The sequence below is a fragment of the Actinoallomurus oryzae genome, from assembly GCF_039541955.1.
GTDB classification, from domain to species: domain Bacteria; phylum Actinomycetota; class Actinomycetes; order Streptosporangiales; family Streptosporangiaceae; genus Actinoallomurus; species Actinoallomurus oryzae.
Window position 1 is genome coordinate 186,127 of the sequence record NZ_BAABHF010000012.1, and the last position, 15,754, is coordinate 201,880.

Sequence of the window (15,754 nt, forward strand, 5' to 3'; positions counted from 1 at the left end):
AATCAGAGGCCCGCGTTCTGTCACGATGGGGAGCGAGAGACGTCGACCGAGCGGCACATCTCGCGAAGGGAGCTCCCGTGCATCCGATTGTGCGGGCGGCCTACCCGGCGGACCGGACCGCCGTCGCGCAGGCACGCCGGTTCGTCCGGGAGACGCTCATCGGCTGGGGCGCCGATGACGCGATCGACGACGCGGTCCTGCTGACCAGCGAACTGGCCACCAACGCCGTCATCCACGCCCGCACCCCGTTCGAGGTGGTCTGCCGGGCCGCCTGCGCGTCGGTGCAGATCGAGGTGGTCGACGGCGACGCCGTGCACGTGCTGCCCGCGCCGGGCGACGGCGACGATCCCGACCGCATCAGCGGCCGCGGGCTCCTCATGCCCGTCATGCTCGCCGCCGAGTGGGGCGTGTCGTACGCCGTCGGCTCGAAGACGGTCTGGTTCCGCCTGCGCACGCGGGCCACGCCGCCGTCCGAGCCCCCCGCGTACGCCCTGCCGCGGATCCCGGGCGTCGAGCACCGCCTGGTGCGCCGGGGCGAGACGTACGACGGCGCCCTGTACGACGTGTTCGAGGCGGCGCCGGACCGCTGGCGCTTCGCCCTCGGCGGCGCGTGCGGCACCGGCCCGGAGGCGGCCACCGTCACCGGCCTCGCCCGCCACGGCATGCGCCTGCTCGCCGCCGAAGGACACGGCGTCGCCGACGTCGTCACCCGCCTCAACCACGCCGTCGTCCGCGAGGGCGTCCACGGCCGGCTGATGACCCTCGTGCACGGCGAGCTCGTACGCCGCCGGGGCGCCGGCGTGCGGGTGACGCTGGTCTCCGCCGGCCACCCGGCGCCGCTGCGGCTGAGCTCCTCGGGCGAGGTCACCTCGGTGAGCGCCGTGCAGCTGTCGCTGGGCGCGGTCCGCGACACCCGGTTCGAGGAGCACACCGTCGACCTCGACCCCGGCGACGCACTGCTGTGCGTCACCGAGGGGAGCGCCGACGGGGTCGTGCAGGGGAACGGGGACGCAGAGCCGGGCCCCGGCGCCGGGGCCCGTGCGGACGGCCTGGCGCGCCTTCTCGCGGGCCGTACGGACCTGACCGCCGAGACGGCGGCCGAGCACCTGTCCTACGCGGGCGACCTTGCCGTGCTCCTCCTCCGCGTCCTGTGACCCCTGCTCCTCTGACAGAGCCCACGCGCTCTCAGCGCCCCGTGGAGGAACCGCGCTACCGCGCGTCCCCATCCGGGCGGGCTCTTACGCCGGACTCGTCTCCGGGCCTCTCGTCGGCGACGGAGCCGGGCTCGGGGTTCAGGCCGAGCCGTTCCACGAGCCATCTTTCGAACTCCACGGCGGCACGGATCGAGGAGACGGTCGACGACACGAAGTGCTCGACGGAGACGCCGGTGCCGATGAGCATCTGGTTCTCGCCGACGAGGCGGATCGTGCCGTCGTCGTGGGCGTGGGTGTAGACCTTGGGCCACAGGGTGTGGCGGTTCCAGTCGTCGATGGTCTCCAGGATCCGCGGCCTGGCGTCGGCGCCGTGCCGGCGGTCATAGAACGTCCGCACCGAGAAGACCTGCTGCTCGCCCTCGCCGCGGAACATGAAGTACGTGCGGAACGTCGTCCACGGCGCCCCGAGGTCACCCTCGTCATCGACGAAGTACTTCAGCTCCATCTGCTCCAGGAGCTCCTTGACCATTTCCTGGTCGGGAATGACGGGACCGGTCGGGCCCGCCCACTGCTCCGGCTCTGCGTTGCCTCCGGGATTCGGAATCGAAGACGGATCGATGCTCACGTGCTTGGTCCCCTCGTACGGAATGCCGCCATTCTGTCCCACGCCCGGAGGCCGTCTGATCGTTTTCGGCGAATGTCTAGTCCAGCCAGCCGGGCTTGACCAGGCCGGTCTCGTAGGCGATGACGACGAGCTGGGCGCGGTCACGGGCGTGAAGCTTGATCATGGCGCGGCTCACGTGGGTCTTGGCGGTGGCCGGGCTGACGACCAGGCGGCTCGCGATCTCCTCGTTCGACAGGCCCTCGGCGGCGAGGGCCATGACCTCGCGTTCGCGCTCGGTCAGGGCGGCCAGCGCGGTGGAGGCGGAGTGCGGCTTCTTCGCCTTGGCCGCGAACTCCGCGATCAGCCGGCGGGTCACTCCCGGCGACAGCAGCGCGTCGCCGGCGGCGACCTCGCGCACGCCGCGGACGAGCTCGGCCGGCTCGGTGTCCTTGACGAGGAATCCGCTGGCCCCGTCCCGCAGGGCCTCGAAGACGTACTCGTCCAGCTCGAACGTCGTCAAGATGATGATCTTGGTGTCGGAGAGCCGGCCGTCGGCGGTGATCCGCCGGGCGGCGGCCAGCCCGTCGAGCACCGGCATGCGGATGTCCATCAGGACGATGTCGGGGCGCTCGCGCCGGGCGAGGCGTACGGCCTGCTCGCCGTCGCCGGCCTCGCCGACCACCTCGATGTCCGACTGGGCGTCGAGCAGCGCGCGGAACCCCGCGCGGACGAGTGCCTGGTCGTCGGCCAGCAGTACGCGGATCACCCGTGGTCTCTTTTCCGGTAGGCGTCGGCTGTCATCGTGCCCGTGGCTCCTCACCCGGCTCCTCCTGCGCGGGTGCCTCGGCGGGACGGGGCACCGGTAGCCGGGCCCGTACGCGGAAGCCGCCGGCGTCCGCCCGGGGGCCGGTGGAGATCTCGCCGCCCAGGGCGGCGACGCGTTCGCGCATGCCCGGGATGCCGTTGCCGCCGCCGGGCAGGTCGCCGGGGGCGCCGCGTCCGTCGTCGAGGATCTCGATCAGCAGCCCGTCGTCGTCGTACCGCAGCCGTACGGTCGCCGTCACGCCGGGGCCGGCGTGCCGGGTCACGTTCGTCAGCGACTCCTGGATGATCCGGAACGCGGCCAGGTCGACGCCCGCCGGCAGCGGGCGCGGCTCGCCGCCGGTCTCGGTGTGCACGGTGATGCCGGCGACCCGCGCCCGTGAGATCAGGCCGTCCAGCCGCGCCAGGCCGGCGGTGGGCGAGCGGGGCGCGCTCTCGTCCACCTGGCGGAGCACGCCGAGGACCGACCGCACCTCGGTGAGGGCCTCCTTGCTGGCGTCCTTGATCGCGCTGAGCGCCGTACGGGCCTGCTCGGGGCGTTCGTCCATGAGGTGCAGCGCAACCCCGGCCTGCACGTTGATCATCGAGATGTTGTGCGCGAGCACGTCGTGCAACTCGCGTGCGATGCGCAGGCGCTCTTCGCTGGCCTGCCGTCGTTCCTCCTCGGCGCGGGTGCGGCGGACCTCGTCGGCGCGCTCGCGGCGCACCCGGAAGATCTCCGCGCCGGTCAGCAGGATCACCAGCCAGGTGAAGACCGCCAGAGTGTGGCCGAACGTCCAGTACGCGAGCCGGAACGGGCCGAACGGCGTGAACAGGCTCACCACGGCGAGCACGCCGAGCACGCCGCTCGGGATCGCGTACGAGAGCGCGCGGCGCCCGGCGGTCACCGCCGCGACGATCGCGATGACCGGGCTGAGGAAGACCGGGCCGAAGGCGTACCCGCGCAGAAGGTAGAGCACGGTGGCCGCCATCACCACGGCGAGTGTGGTCGTGGGGTAACGGCGACGGAAAAGGAGGGCGAGGGGCCCCGTGGCCAGCAGCGCGTACGCCGTGGGGTCGAGCAGCATGTGGGGGTACCGCATGTGGGCGTCGGCGCCCGACGACCCCATGAGCTGGAAGAAGCCGGCGATGATCGGCACGACGAAGACGGGGAGGTCCCTGGGCCGCCATCGGGCCGTCCCACGTTCGCCGGTCACATGTGAACCCTAGGAGGTCGAAGCGCGTCAAACATCGTGCACCGGTGGACATCGCGACTACGCCGCCGGGAGTAGCCACTCACTGACCTGGCATTTACCAGTCGTTTGCCGTCCATCCACAACACTGTGGGCCGGACGAGTGTCGCCATATTCGACAGGAGTGCCGGTCTTCGCGGCGACTCGGGCATGTGAGTGGGACGGGAGTGGTCGGTTTGACGGATACCGTAATCCGGCCGGGACGCGCGCGCGTCCCTTCCCCTTCCTGAGCCCTGGCGCGTTCCCGCCGGGAACGGGCCGGATCCTGAGAGGACATCGGTGGGACTGACGAGCGGGGTCCTCCTCGCCTTTCTGATCTTGGTGGCCGTCGGTCTGGGCGCGGCCACGATCTGGTGGTGGCCGAAGTTCGCCGGACCGGGACCGCGCATGCTGGCCGCCCGGCTCGGTCTGTTCGCGGGCGCTCAGTTCACGCTGTTGATGGTGCTGCTGGTCGCGGTGAACAACTACTTCCTGTTCTACGCGTCCTGGTCGGATCTGCTGGGCACGAACCACCAGCCCGTGCGCGTCCAGGCCAACAACAGCATCGTCGCCATCAAGCCGATGGGCACGGCTCAGCCGCTCGCCCGCCAGGCCACCTCCTTCGACAAGAAGAAGTCCGATCCGGCGCACGACGGCCAGATCGAGCAGGTGCAGATCCAGGGCCCGCGCACCGGCCTGACCACGGACGCGTACGTCTTCCTCCCGCCGCAGTACTTCCAGAAGCAGTTTGAGAAGCGCCATTTCCCCGTGATGTACGACTTCACCGGCTATCCGGGCCTTCCGCAGCAGTTGGTGACCCGCCTGAAGGTGCCCGCCACCGCGGCCCAGGAGATGAACACCGGACTGGTCCAGCCGATGATCATCGTGATGATGCGGCCGACACCGACCTCGGTCATGCCCAAGGACACCGAGTGCACCGACGTGCCGGGCGGCCCGCAGGTCCTCTCCTTCTACACCCAGGACGTCGCCGAGGCCCTGATGTCGACGTACCGGGTGGCGGCCAACCCGCACGCCTGGGGCGTGATGGGCGACTCGACCGGCGGCTACTGCGCGGTCAAGCTCGCGATGAAGGCCTCGGACCGCTTCACCGCGGCGGTGTCGATGGCGGGCTACTTCTACCCGCGCCAGGACTGGCAGACCGGCGACCTGTACGCCGGGAACAAGCAGGTCAAGAACGACAACAGCCTGATCTGGCGGCTCCAGCACCTGCCGCCCCCGCCGATCTCGGTGCTGGTCACCACCAGCCCGGACGGTGAGCGCGACTACGGCGAGGCGCGCAAGTTCCTGCAGGCGGCGCGGGCGCCGATGACGACGGACAAGATCCTGGTGCCGGGCGGCGGCCACAACCCCCGCACCTGGCGTCGCGTCCTGCCCAGCGCCCTGCAGTGGATGAGCCGCCACCTGGTGCACGAGGGCGTCTGAGAGCCCGCGCTCTGAGGCGGCCGGGAGGCCGCGGGCGGCTCAAAGCCACGAGCCGCCACGGCCGTCCCGCCGGCTCACGACCAGGGCGACTCCGGGCGCTCCTGCGGCTCGCCGTCGACCTCGACGTCGGTCTTCTCGTTCCAGAAGCAGACCAGGTCGCGTACCGGCTCCGCCTCGCGGAGCGGCCGCTCGTACGTCCAGGCGATGTCCTCGCCGCCGTGGCTCCAGTAGGTCGCCTCGCCCTTGTAGGCGCAGTAGCTGGTGGTCTTCGACGGCTCCAGCAGGTCGAGGCGTACGTCCTCGCGCGGAAGGTAGTAGCGGACCGGCAGCCCCGTCTCGAACAGCATGACCGGGCGGGACGACTCCGCCAGCACCTCGCCGTTCCGGCTCACCTTCACGCGGCGGGAGCTCTTGAGGATGTCGATGCGGCTGTACGGGTCGTGCGGATGCCCGAAGACCTGTTCGTCCTCTTCGTACCAGGCGTCCATGGAGTCCCAGTAGAACGCGACGTAACCCTTGAGCCAGGGCGCGATCGGGTCCGGGTAGCCCCAGACGGCGTTCTCGGCCGTACGCCCGCCGGCCGTCACCGTCCAGTAGGCGGCGTCGCCCTTCACCGGGCAGTGCGACGTGCGGTCGGTACGCGTCAGCAGGTCGGTCCGTACGTCGCTCTCGGGGACGTAGTAGACGGGCAGGATCCCGGTCTCGAACAGCAGGCGGGCGCCGGTGGTGTCGACGATCGTCTCCCCGCCGAACTCGGCCCGGACCCGCTTGTGCACCGGCTCGAAGTACAGCAGGTGTCGTGGGGCGTTCACATTTCCGTTGAACACGCCCGCCGGCCGGCCCGACAGGGGTGCTCCAGGCAAAGTGAGGCTCATAGAAGCGGCAACTCCCGCCGACGGCTGAGCATTCCGTTCCCCTCCCACGCGTCCGGAAGCGGTCTTGGTCCGAGCGCCGGATACGGGTTACGGTCCTTAGACGCGGGAGGAAAAAGATGACTCAACGGCGAGTCAGCCGTCCGATCTCCGACACGGAGCTGATCTACAGTCCGGACACCTACGTACGCTCCGTGCCGTACGACGCGCTCACCCGGCTGCGGCGATCGACCCCCGTCGTCTGGGTCGAGGAGCGGCCCGTCGACGACTGGCCGGCCGGTCCGGGGTTCTGGGCGGTGCTGCGGCACGCGGACGTACGCCACGTGCTGCGCAACCCACGGCTGTTCTCCTCACACCTGGGCGCCACGCAGATCCGCGACGCCGCGGACCTCGACTACGTGCGCCGCATGATGCTCAACATGGACCCGCCGGAGCACTCCCGGCTGCGGCGGCTGCTGACCAAGGCGTTCACCCCGCGCGCGGTGGCGCGGCTGGCCGAGGGCATCGAGCGGCGGGCCCGCGCCCTGGTCGACGCGGTGGCCGAGAAGGGCGAGGCCGACTTCGCCAAGGAGATCGCCGCCGACCTGCCGCTGCTCACGCTGGCCGACGTGTTCGGCATCCCCGAGTCCGACCGGTGGCTGCTGTTCGACTGGTCCAACCGCGTGATCGGCTACCAGGACGCGGAGTACTCCGTCAGCTCCGCGTTCGACGCCACCCAGGCGACCGACATGGCCCGCCGGGCGATCGCGCTGCGGCCCTCCGGCCCGGTGAACCCCCGTGCGCGCGCCGGCATGCCCGACCTGTACGCCTACGCCCACGAGCTGGGCGAGTACAAGCGGCGCCATCCCGGCGACGACGTGATGACCGCGCTGATGCACCACGTCGACGACCAGGACGGCACCGTCGCGGTCGAGGAGTTCGAGAACCTCTTCTGGCTGTTCGCGGTGGCGGGCAACGAGACGGTGCGCAACGGCCTGCCCGGCGGGATGTACGCGCTGCTGAAGAACCCGGCCGAGCTGGCCCGGCTGCGCGCCGACCGCTCCCTGCTCGACACCGCCGTGGAGGAGATGCTCCGCTGGTGGACGCCGGTGATGAACTTCCGGCGCACGGCGACGGCCGACACGGTCGTCGGCAACGTCCCGGTGCGCAAGGGCGAGAAGGTGGTCGTCTGGTTCTCCTCGGCCAACCGCGACGAGGAGGTCTTCGACCGGCCGTCGCGCTTCGACGTCGGGCGGACCGACAATGACCACCTGACCTTCGGGCACGGCCCGCACTTCTGCCTCGGCGCGCACCTGGCGCGACTGCAGTTGCGCGCGATGTTCGCCGCCGTCCTCGACCGCCTGGACGACATCGAGCCGGCCGGCGAGCCGATGCGGCTGCGCTCGAACTTCCAGAACGGCATCAAGCGCCTGCCGATCCGCTGGAAGCCGTGCGGCTCAGCCGCCGGCGACGATCTCCCGTAGCGCGGGCGAGCGCGGCTCGAAGACCTCCAGTACGCCGACGGCGGTCAGCGCCGGAAGCAGGGAGCGCAGCTGGGCGGCCACCGCCTCGTACTCGGCGGTGCCAGGGGCCAGCCGCTGGAGGTTCCTGGCGTTGGCCACGAACGCCGCGACCGTGCCCTTGCGGACGTCGACGCCGTCCATCGACGCGCGGTCCACCTCGTCCGGCAGGACGTCCTCGGGGCGTACGACGGATTCACCGGTCATGAGACCCTCCTTCGTCGCGTGTCTTCGATTCCCTTGCTTCGCTCGGCCACGAGCCCTCCTTGGCGTGTTTTTTGCACGCATATCAGACTATCGCAAGTGCGTGTGCTTTGCACGTATGATCGGGTGGTGACCACGCCCACCGAACGCATCGCCGTGGCCTTCGGGGCTCTGCTGCTGCGCGGCAACCGCGCCCATCTGTACGACCGGCTCACCGCCGACGTCGACGGCGTCGACAGCACGACCTATCCGGTCTTGTCCGGCCTGGCACGCACCGGCCCGACGACGGCGAGCCGCCTCGCCGACCTCGTCGGCCTCGACCGTACGGTGACGACGCGCTACGCCAGCCGCCTGGAGAAGGCGGGCCTGGTCGCGCGGGCCGCGGACGCCGACGACCGGCGCGCGACCCGGCTGTCGCTGACGGACGAGGGCCGGCGGGCGGTCGCCGCGTTGCGCGCGGGGCTGGAGGCGATCCTCGCCGAGGCGCTGGAGACGTCCTCGCCCGAAGAGGTCGAGGTGTTCGCCCGGATGCTCGAACGCCTCCGCGACGCCCTCCTGCCGGGCTGAACCTCGTCCCCGGCGCGGGCACCGCCTCGAACGCCCCATGCCGTGCTCGCGACGTCTCTCAGGCCGCGGGCCGGGCGAGCGTCGCGGCGAGGCGGGACAGCCCGTCCGCGCCGTGGCCCGCCTCCACCGCGCGCCGGAGCAGCGCCCGTGACGCGGTGAGCGTGCCGGTGTCGATGCCGTGGACCTCGGCGGTGGCGATGATGTGGTCGATCCCGGCGGCGGCGGACGCGATCGTGGACCGCTCGCCCGGGTGGACGCCCTCGTCGAGCTGCCGGGCGAACCGGGCCGTCATCTCCGGCAGCAGGCCGAAGATCGACTCGGCGTACGGCGCCAGCGCGCCGCCGGAGATGCCTTCGGCGCGGGCGAGCGCGAGGCCGTGGACGATCCCGCCGACGGAGTGCCAGAAGATGTCGAGCAGGGCCATGTCGTACGCGGCCGCTCGGCCGGGATCATCCCCGAGGTAGGTCGCGGTGCCGCCGAGACTCGCCAGCACGGGGGCCTGCGTCCGGTACGTCTCCTCCGGCCCGCTGTAGAGCACGAGGGCCGAGGACCGTCCGATGGTCGGTGTCGGCGTCATGATCGTGCCGTCGAGGTACGCGATGCCGCGCTCGCGCGCCCAGGCCGCGCGGCGCCGCGCCTGCTCGGGGGAGGCGGACGTCAGGTTCACCAGCGTCCGTCCGCCGCCGAACGCCACCGGGTCGAGGACCGCGTGCACGGCGTCGTCGTCCAGCAGGCAGGTCACCACCAGGGGACCGGCGGCGACGGCACCGGCGGCCGTGGCGGCTCCGGTCGCGCCACGGGCCACCAGGGGCTCCGTCCGGGCGGCGGTGCGGTTCCAGACGGTCGTCGGATGGCCGGCGTCGAGGAACGCTCCGGCCACCGCCCGGCCCATCGGGCCGAGGCCGATGACGCTGACCGGGGTGGGTCGTTCGGACATGGAGGGCCTTTCGTTGGATGGTTGGGCGATCGTCAAACTAACATGGCGGTTTGAGAAACGTCCAACCATCGAACTAGGCTGTCCGGCATGAAGACGCGGGTGCGATGATGCGAGAGCCGTTCCATCCCCAGACCGAGGACATCGAACTCGCCGCGGTCATGCACGCGCTCTCCGACCCGGTGCGGCTGGAGATCGTGGCCCGGCTCGCCGACACCGACGGGGAGAACTGCGGGGGCATCGGCGACGGCATCGACGTGCACAAGTCGACCCTGTCCCACCACTACCGCGTCCTGCGCGAGGCCGGCGTCACGCTCACCACGGTCGAGGGCCGGTCACGGGTGGTCCGGCTCCGCACCGGCGACCTGGAGACGCGGTTCCCCGGCCTGCTCACCTCGGTCCTGGCCGCCCTCGGGCGCACGGCCTCTCTTCAGGCGGACTGACCGCTCACGGGGGCGTCTCGCAGAGACGGATCGAGGGCGGAGCCTAGGCGCGGACGACCTTGATGCCGGCCTCCTCGTACGGGCGCGTGTCCGCGTGCTCGTCGGTGACGAGCATGTCGACCTCGCCGATGCCGCAGATCTTGGCGAACGCGCGCTCGCCCAGCTTGGAACCGTCCGCGACGACGACCACGCGCTCGGCGCGGACCGCCATCTGCCGGTTGATGCTCGCCTCGTCCTCGTTGGCGCAGGTCGCCCCGCGCTCGACGTCCAGGCCGCTGACGCCCAGGAACGCCATGTCCAGCGTCACCTGGTCGAACACCCCGTTCGCGAGCGGACCGACGAGCTCGTACGACTGCGGCAGCGCCACGCCGCCGGTCAGCACGATCTTGATGTGCGGGCGTACGACGAGCTCGCCGGCGATGTTGAGGGCGTTCGTCACGACGGTCACCGCGGGGGAGGCGCCGTCGGAGGGCAGGTCGGCGCGGGTGGCCAGGGCCCGGGCCACCTCGGTGGTGGTCGTGCCGCCGTTGACGCCGACGACCGCGCCGGGTTCGACGAGGTCGGCGGCGACCGCCGCGATGCGCTGCTTCTCCGACGCGAGGCGGGCGCTCTTGTAGCGCAGCGGAAGGTCGTAGGTGACGGTGTGGGCCACGGCGCCGCCGCGCGTACGGGTCAGCATCTGCTGCTGGGCGAGCTGGTCGAAGTCGCGGCGGATGGTCGCGGCGGAGACGCTCAGCTCGTCGGCCGCCTCCTCGACGCTGAGCCGCCCGCGGCTCGCGAGCAGGGACAAAAGCCCATTCCATCGCTCATAACGACTCACGGGTTCTCCTTTGCCGGAGGAGAGGCCGGAGGCGCTGTGTCGCCGATTCGCTCACTGCGTTCGCTCATGGCCCTCCCGTACGCCGCGTGCTCGCTCGTGGAGGCAGGGTGCAGGTCAGGGATTAGACCAGCTGCCGCCGATGAGCTTTACTGATCGTACATCCCTCGCACCGCGCACGAATGTGCATGAGCGGCTAGGCATCACTTTCAATGCCGAAAAGGCGGGCATAAGAGCCGTCAGCCCAGCAGCCATTCCCCGGTGTTCACGCTGACGAGGCCATGGCGGGCGGCGGCGATCACGGCCTCACGCTGGGAATGCACGCCCAGCTTGGTCAGCACGCTCTGCACGTGGCTGCGCGCGGTACTCCGGGTGATCTTCATGGTGCGCGCCAGGGACGCGGTGCTCTCTCCGCGCACGAGCCGGGTCAGCACCTCGCGCTCGCGAGGGGTCAGGTAGTGCGCGAGCCGCTGCGCCTCGCTGCGCGGGCGTAGCGGCATGCGGGTGCCGGCGGCGGAGTCGACCACCACCTCGCCGGCGTGGACGCGGTCGAGCATCGCGACGATCTCGTCGGCCTGCTGGCCCTTGTGCGCGAAGCCGCACACGCCCCCCGCGAGCGCGGCGTCGAGCAGCTCGGCGTCCATCGATCCCGACAGCACGACGAAGCGCGTCGCGGGCGCGGTGCGCACGAGCTCGGGCAGGCGGTCGAGCGCCGAACCGCCCGGGAACTGCAGATCGATCAGGCACACGTCGGCCACCGCCGACGAGAGCAGGCGCAGCGCCTCCTCCGGGGAGTAGACCACGCCGACCACGTCGTGCCCGGCCTCGCCTAACACGAGGGCGAGCGAGTCGGCGAACACCGCGTGGTCGTCGCAGACCACGACCCTCATGGGACGGTCGCCGACGGCAGCAGGATGCGTACGCGCGCGCCCCCGAGCTCGCAGCGGCGGACCTCGAGCCCGCCGCCGTAGCCGGAGACCAGGTCGTGCACGATGCCCAGCCCCAGCGAGGCGAGCCCCCCGGCGCCGCCACCGAAGCCCGGTCCGTCGTCGTCGACCTGGACCACGGTCAGGCCGTCCTCGCTCGCCACGCTCACGTCGACGCGCTCGGCCGCGATGCGGCACGCGTTGTCGAGGATGTTGCGCACGGCGCGCCACAGCGCGAGCGGGTCGATGTGCGCCCACGCCGGGCTCGCGTCGTATCCCACCTGGCGGATCGATGCCAGCCGCATGCCCGAGACGATCTCGCCGACGAGCTCGTCCACGCGGATGCGCTCCGGACGCGGCGGGTCGGCGGCGGGGCCGTCGTCGTCCTCGTCGAGGCGGCGGAGCAGGTGGTCGAGCCAGCGGGTCTCGCCGAGCAGCGCCTCCACACGGTCGCGGCTCCGCGGCCCGACGTCGTCGGCGACGGAGACGGCGGAGGCCAGCATGATGATGGTGCCCAGCTCATGGCGGATGTCATGACGGATCCGGCGCCGCCGGAGAACCGGGTCGTCGGCCGGCGGGGCCGGCAGGACCAGAGCGTCACCGGCCGTCGCGAGCGTGTGGCAGCCCAGCCGCGGGGTGGTCGCGGACGGTGAGGAACGCGATTGTCCATCGATCATGGCAGACCCCCGTCTTCGGAAAACATGAACCAACCTTTGTCGACCGTCACTCGGTAAGACGCCGGTGTCCAGGCAGCCGGCGGTAAAGACAGGGTTGCTGGCCGGAGGTGGTCATGTCGTCACTGAGGGTAAACTACGCTTCAATGCAATGCGTCTTGTTGCCGTCAAACGGCAGGGGACGATCCTCGATAAACCAGGTCCAACGTCACCGAAAGTGACCGCGGATCGCACCGGTCGGCCACTCGTTCCAGGGCCGCGCGGCTCATGCGCCGTGCCTCCGCCGGGTTGTCCAGCAAGTAGCCGATCGCGCCGGCGAGCTGCGCCGGGTTGCCGGGCGCGGTGAGCAGGCCCGTCTCGCCGGCCCGGATGATGTCCGGGCCGCTCGGCGCCGCCGTGCCCACGAGGGGCACCCCGGCCGCGGCGGCCTCCACCGCGACCTGCGGCACGCCCTCGTGCCGGCCGGTCATCGCGAGCACGTCGAAGCCGGGCAGCAGGTCGGCGATGTCGTCCCGGCGGCCCAGCCACATGAGGCGCTCGCCGCCGAGCCGCTCGGTGAACCTTCGGCCGACCCGCCCCGGCAGGCGCGCGACCGGCCCGCCGTCGCCGTCGGCCCACACTCCGTAGACGTGGTCGGGCAGCCGGGCGATCGCGCGGGCGAACACATCCGGGCGCCGCGCTCCGCGCGCCGGGCCGATGCCCCCGACCACCTGCGCGCCGAGTGGCAGCCCCAGCAGTTGCCGCGCCCGCGTACGCGTGCCCGCGCGGTCCGGCAGGGCGACGACCGGCCAGATCGCGCGCAGCCGCTCCGGCGAGGCCAGGCCCAGCCGGAGCGCGCGGGAGGCCGTTCGCGTCCCCACCGCCAGGAACATGCCGGTGTGCCGTGCCGCACGCCGCTCCGCGATCGTCGGCGCGGGCGGGGAGTACCAGGTGTGCACGACGCGCGGGACGCCGGCGCGTGCGGCCGCGAGCCGCCCGGCCGTCCCCCCGTGCGTGTGAACGACGTCGTACCCGCCCGCGCCGATGGTCTCGGCCAGCGCGCCGTGCCCCGCCGCCCGCACGACCTCCACGCCCGAGCCCTCGGCCCACGCGTCGAGCCCGCCGGGCGCACCGGTGATCACCGTGTGCGTGTACGCCTCGGGGTCCAGCGCCAGGGCCGCGGCGATCGCCGCCCGCGCGGGCCCGCCCTCGAGCCGGTCGAGCACCAGGGCGACACGGAGCCGGGTGCGGGGTTCGGTCACGGAACCTCCCTGCGGGCTGCGCCCTCCGCCCATGGCTGTGCCCGGTCACTAGGTCCTCCTCCGTCGGGGAGGGTGACCCACAGGGGCGTGTCTTCGATTCCCTCGCTTCGCTCGGTCATGGGCGTTCCTCCTGCGGCCGGTACTCCGGCAGGATCCGCCGCATCAGTGCCCGTACCTCGTCGTCGGCGCCGCGTGCGGCCGCGTCGAGCAGCGCGGTCAGGGGCTCGCTCCGCCCGTGGGCGGGCGCGGTGGCGCGGGTCGCGCAGATCAGCGGATGGGCGGTCCGCATGCGCTCCTCCGAGTCGGCGAACGAACGGGCGCGCAGCCGTTCGCCGGGACCCAGCCCGGTGAACCGGATCGTCGCGTCCGGCACGCGCAGCCCGTCGACGAAGGCGCCCACCACCGCCAGCACCGACGACGGCGGGCCGGTGTCGAGGGCGAACGTGTCGGCGTCCTCGGCCATCACCGTCGCCTCCAGCACCAGCTCGGCGGCCTCGCGCGCGGACATGAGGTGCCGGGTGGCGTCGGGATGGGCCACGGTGACCGGCTGCCCCGCGGCGAGCCGCCCGGCGACCGCGCTCAGCGGGGAGTCGCTCGAGCCCAGCACCCCACCGGCGCGTACGGCCGCGAAACAGGTCGAGCCGCCCGCCTCCGCGCGCAGCACCAGCTCGGACAGCCGGCGGGTCGCGCCGAGGACCGACACCGGCTCGGCGGCCTGGTCGGTGGAGACGAGGACGAAGCGTTCGACGTCATGGCGGAGCGCGGCACGGACGAGGTTGCGCGTGCCGAGGACGTTGGTGCGCACCGCCGCGGAGGGCCGGCGTTCGAGCGGGCGCGGGTCGTGGTTGAACCCGGCCGCGTGCAGCACCAGCTCGGGCCGTACGTCCTCGAACAGCGCGTCGACGCGTGGCCTGTCCCTGATGTCCACGACGGCGGAGCGGCCCGTCTCGCTCTCGGCGGCGAGCCTGGCCAGGCCGTCCTCGTCGTGGTCGAGCTGGACGAGCGCGGCCGGGTGGAGCGTGCGCAGCCGCCGGCAGAGCCGCGCGCCGACCGTGCCGCACGCGCCGGTGACCAGCACGCGACGCCCCGAGACGAACCGCCGCGCCCGCGTGCTCGCCACGACCAGCTCGCGCCGCCCGAGCAGGCTGAGCGGCTCGTCGCGCGGGCCCGCGCCGGGCGGAAGGTAGCGCACGTCGAGGCCGGCCGTGCAGACGTCGTCGACGAGCCGCGCGACGCGTACGGGCGGCAGCGAGGGGATCGCCACGATGACGAGGTGCGCGCGGACCGGCCAGGTGGCGCCGGCGATGTCCGTGGTGCCGCCGAGCACCGGCAGGCCGTCGACCGCGTCGCCCACCGGCCCGTCGTCGAGGAACCCGACCGGAGTCAGGCCGCCCTCCTTGTCCAGCAGCGCCCTGGCCACCGTACGGCCCGCGCCACCCGCACCGACGATCACGGTACGGACGCCGTCGCCGCCGTGGCACCGTCGCCTGCGCAAGCTCAGCCCCGTCCGATTCTCACGAACGCCCCTCTCGTTTGCGCTGAGAGTACGGCCGCCGTTCCAGCGCCTGAACGCGCATCAGGACGATGAGGACCTACGCCATATGGTGGACGTCGCTTCACAGCGGGGGATCATCGCCGGGATTCGACGGGCGCATCCCCGCGCGCATCGCCACGGTGATCGCCTCGAGCGCGGAGTGCGCGTCGAGCTTGCCGAGGAGGTTCTGCGTGTGGGTGCGGACCGTGTTGGCCGACAGCCCGAGCCGGTCGGCGATCTCCGGCCGGCTCAGCCCGTCGACCATGCACCGGAGCACCTGGCGTTCGCGCGGCGTCAGCTCGGCGAGGTCGTCGGTGTCCGGGGCGCCGTCGGCGAACAGGCGCCGGAGCACCTCGCCGAGGACCGTCGGCGGGATCCAGCCCCCGCGCCCGGCCGCTCGCCGGATCACCTGGGAGACGAGGTCGGCGCTCTCGGTCTTGGGCAGCCAGCCCACCGCCCCGTGCCGCAGCGCGGTCACCATGGGATCGATGTCGGTGATACCGCTGAGCACGACCACCCGGACGTCGGGGTAACGCCGTCGGATCAGGTCGAGCGCGTCGAGGCCGCTCTCCTCCCCGAGCACGAGGTCGAGCACGACGACCTGGGGCGCCTCCGTCGCGATGAGCGCGGTGGCACGCCGGATGTCATGGGCGACGGGCAGCACCTCAAGGTCGTGCTCGGCCCCGAGCCGGGCGGCGAGCGCCTCGGCGAACAGTGCCTGATCATCGACGATGAGGACGCGAATGGGCCTCATGCGGGCCAGGATGACGCACCCGGGCCGATCACGGATCCCGCATTTGCTGGAGACC

At 72.1% G+C, this 15,754-nt stretch carries 17 protein-coding genes; 5 read left to right on the forward strand and 12 right to left on the reverse strand.

Going from position 1 to position 15,754, the window contains the following annotated elements:
• Positions 1 to 77 precede the first annotated feature (77 nt).
• Positions 78 to 1,154, forward strand: coding sequence for a SpoIIE family protein phosphatase (locus ABEA10_RS08180; protein ID WP_345459543.1), 1,077 nt, complete (start codon positions 78 to 80; stop codon positions 1,152 to 1,154).
• 55 nt (positions 1,155 to 1,209) lie between these two features.
• On the opposite strand, the gene ABEA10_RS08185 is transcribed toward ABEA10_RS08180, so the two are convergent.
• The 3 genes from ABEA10_RS08185 to ABEA10_RS08195 all read right to left on the reverse strand — a co-directional run bounded on the left by ABEA10_RS08185 (position 1,210) and on the right by ABEA10_RS08195 (position 3,776).
• Positions 1,210 to 1,779 carry a type III secretion system chaperone family protein gene (locus ABEA10_RS08185; RefSeq protein ID WP_345459546.1) on the reverse strand — a complete coding sequence of 190 codons (570 nt, stop codon included), beginning with the start codon at positions 1,777 to 1,779 and terminating at the stop codon, positions 1,210 to 1,212.
• Positions 1,780 to 1,855: 76 nt separating this feature from the next.
• Complete coding sequence (locus tag ABEA10_RS08190; RefSeq protein WP_345459549.1) at positions 1,856 to 2,524, reverse strand: response regulator; 669 nt, start codon at positions 2,522 to 2,524, stop codon at positions 1,856 to 1,858.
• A 31-nt stretch (positions 2,525 to 2,555) separates the two neighbouring features.
• A complete protein-coding gene (locus tag ABEA10_RS08195; protein WP_345459552.1) occupies positions 2,556 to 3,776 on the reverse strand; it encodes a sensor histidine kinase in 1,221 nt (406 codons plus the stop codon).
• A 315-nt stretch (positions 3,777 to 4,091) separates the two neighbouring features.
• Between ABEA10_RS08195 and ABEA10_RS08200 the strand changes: the two genes are divergently transcribed.
• Positions 4,092 to 5,234, forward strand: a complete 1,143-nt coding sequence (locus ABEA10_RS08200; protein ID WP_345459555.1) for an alpha/beta hydrolase — start codon at positions 4,092 to 4,094, stop codon at positions 5,232 to 5,234.
• Positions 5,235 to 5,308: 74 nt separating this feature from the next.
• On the opposite strand, the gene ABEA10_RS08205 is transcribed toward ABEA10_RS08200, so the two are convergent.
• Positions 5,309 to 6,046, reverse strand: a complete 738-nt coding sequence (locus ABEA10_RS08205; protein ID WP_345459558.1) for a DUF427 domain-containing protein — start codon at positions 6,044 to 6,046, stop codon at positions 5,309 to 5,311.
• Positions 6,047 to 6,225: 179 nt separating this feature from the next.
• On the opposite strand from ABEA10_RS08205, the gene ABEA10_RS08210 reads away from it, so the two are divergent.
• On the forward strand, positions 6,226 to 7,569 hold the full coding sequence (locus tag ABEA10_RS08210) for a cytochrome P450 (protein WP_345459561.1): 1,344 nt from the start codon (positions 6,226 to 6,228) through the stop codon (positions 7,567 to 7,569).
• Here ABEA10_RS08210 and ABEA10_RS08215 read toward each other — a convergent pair.
• Entirely contained in the window at positions 7,543 to 7,812 is a 270-nt protein-coding gene (locus ABEA10_RS08215; RefSeq protein ID WP_345459564.1) for a hypothetical protein, read from the reverse strand. The two genes, ABEA10_RS08210 and ABEA10_RS08215, sit on opposite strands and share 27 nt — an antisense overlap.
• Before the next feature lie 126 nt (positions 7,813 to 7,938).
• On the opposite strand from ABEA10_RS08215, the gene ABEA10_RS08220 reads away from it, so the two are divergent.
• Complete coding sequence (locus tag ABEA10_RS08220) at positions 7,939 to 8,376, forward strand: MarR family winged helix-turn-helix transcriptional regulator (protein WP_345459567.1); 438 nt, start codon at positions 7,939 to 7,941, stop codon at positions 8,374 to 8,376.
• Positions 8,377 to 8,434: 58 nt separating this feature from the next.
• Here the strand turns inward: ABEA10_RS08220 and ABEA10_RS08225 are convergent, their stop codons facing one another.
• The gene (locus ABEA10_RS08225; protein WP_345459570.1) at positions 8,435 to 9,313 is read right to left on the reverse strand and encodes an NAD(P)-dependent oxidoreductase; all 879 of its coding nucleotides are present in this window, start codon (positions 9,311 to 9,313) and stop codon (positions 8,435 to 8,437) included.
• Positions 9,314 to 9,420: 107 nt separating this feature from the next.
• Here ABEA10_RS08225 and ABEA10_RS08230 point away from each other — a divergent pair, with 107 nt between their 5' ends.
• Complete coding sequence (locus ABEA10_RS08230; RefSeq protein ID WP_345459573.1) at positions 9,421 to 9,753, forward strand: ArsR/SmtB family transcription factor; 333 nt, start codon at positions 9,421 to 9,423, stop codon at positions 9,751 to 9,753.
• 43 nt (positions 9,754 to 9,796) lie between these two features.
• Here ABEA10_RS08230 and ABEA10_RS08235 read toward each other — a convergent pair whose 3' ends face one another.
• The 6 genes from ABEA10_RS08235 to ABEA10_RS08260 all read right to left on the reverse strand — a co-directional run bounded on the left by ABEA10_RS08235 (position 9,797) and on the right by ABEA10_RS08260 (position 15,699).
• Entirely contained in the window at positions 9,797 to 10,573 is a 777-nt protein-coding gene (locus ABEA10_RS08235; RefSeq protein ID WP_329252454.1) for a DeoR/GlpR family DNA-binding transcription regulator, read from the reverse strand.
• Positions 10,574 to 10,809: 236 nt separating this feature from the next.
• Positions 10,810 to 11,460 carry a response regulator gene (locus tag ABEA10_RS08240; protein ID WP_345459579.1) on the reverse strand — a complete coding sequence of 217 codons (651 nt, stop codon included), beginning with the start codon at positions 11,458 to 11,460 and terminating at the stop codon, positions 10,810 to 10,812.
• Positions 11,457 to 12,173, reverse strand: a complete 717-nt coding sequence (locus ABEA10_RS08245) for an ATP-binding protein (RefSeq protein WP_345459582.1) — start codon at positions 12,171 to 12,173, stop codon at positions 11,457 to 11,459. Before ABEA10_RS08245 ends, ABEA10_RS08240 begins: the two co-directional genes overlap by 4 nt.
• 164 nt (positions 12,174 to 12,337) lie before the next feature.
• Positions 12,338 to 13,411 (reverse strand): glycosyltransferase, encoded by a 1,074-nt coding sequence (locus tag ABEA10_RS08250; protein ID WP_345459586.1) that lies wholly within the window; start codon positions 13,409 to 13,411, stop codon positions 12,338 to 12,340.
• A gap of 115 nt (positions 13,412 to 13,526) precedes the next feature.
• A complete protein-coding gene (locus ABEA10_RS08255) occupies positions 13,527 to 14,906 on the reverse strand; it encodes a polysaccharide biosynthesis protein (RefSeq protein WP_345459589.1) in 1,380 nt (459 codons plus the stop codon).
• A 121-nt stretch (positions 14,907 to 15,027) separates the two neighbouring features.
• Positions 15,028 to 15,699, reverse strand: coding sequence for a response regulator transcription factor (locus ABEA10_RS08260; RefSeq protein ID WP_329252469.1), 672 nt, complete (start codon positions 15,697 to 15,699; stop codon positions 15,028 to 15,030).
• Positions 15,700 to 15,754: the final 55 nt, after the last annotated feature.

Coding starts and splice junctions, on each gene's coding strand:
- ABEA10_RS08245 (WP_345459582.1), bottom strand. CDS start 12,173: ATGATCGATGGACAATCGCGTTCCTCACCGTCCGCGACCACCCCGCGG.
- ABEA10_RS08260 (WP_329252469.1), bottom strand. CDS start 15,699: ATGAGGCCCATTCGCGTCCTCATCGTCGATGATCAGGCACTGTTCGCC.
- ABEA10_RS08225 (WP_345459570.1), bottom strand. CDS start 9,313: ATGTCCGAACGACCCACCCCGGTCAGCGTCATCGGCCTCGGCCCGATG.
- ABEA10_RS08230 (WP_345459573.1), top strand. CDS start 9,421: ATGCGAGAGCCGTTCCATCCCCAGACCGAGGACATCGAACTCGCCGCG.
- ABEA10_RS08210 (WP_345459561.1), top strand. CDS start 6,226: ATGACTCAACGGCGAGTCAGCCGTCCGATCTCCGACACGGAGCTGATC.
- ABEA10_RS08215 (WP_345459564.1), bottom strand. CDS start 7,812: ATGACCGGTGAATCCGTCGTACGCCCCGAGGACGTCCTGCCGGACGAG.
- ABEA10_RS08240 (WP_345459579.1), bottom strand. CDS start 11,460: ATGAGGGTCGTGGTCTGCGACGACCACGCGGTGTTCGCCGACTCGCTC.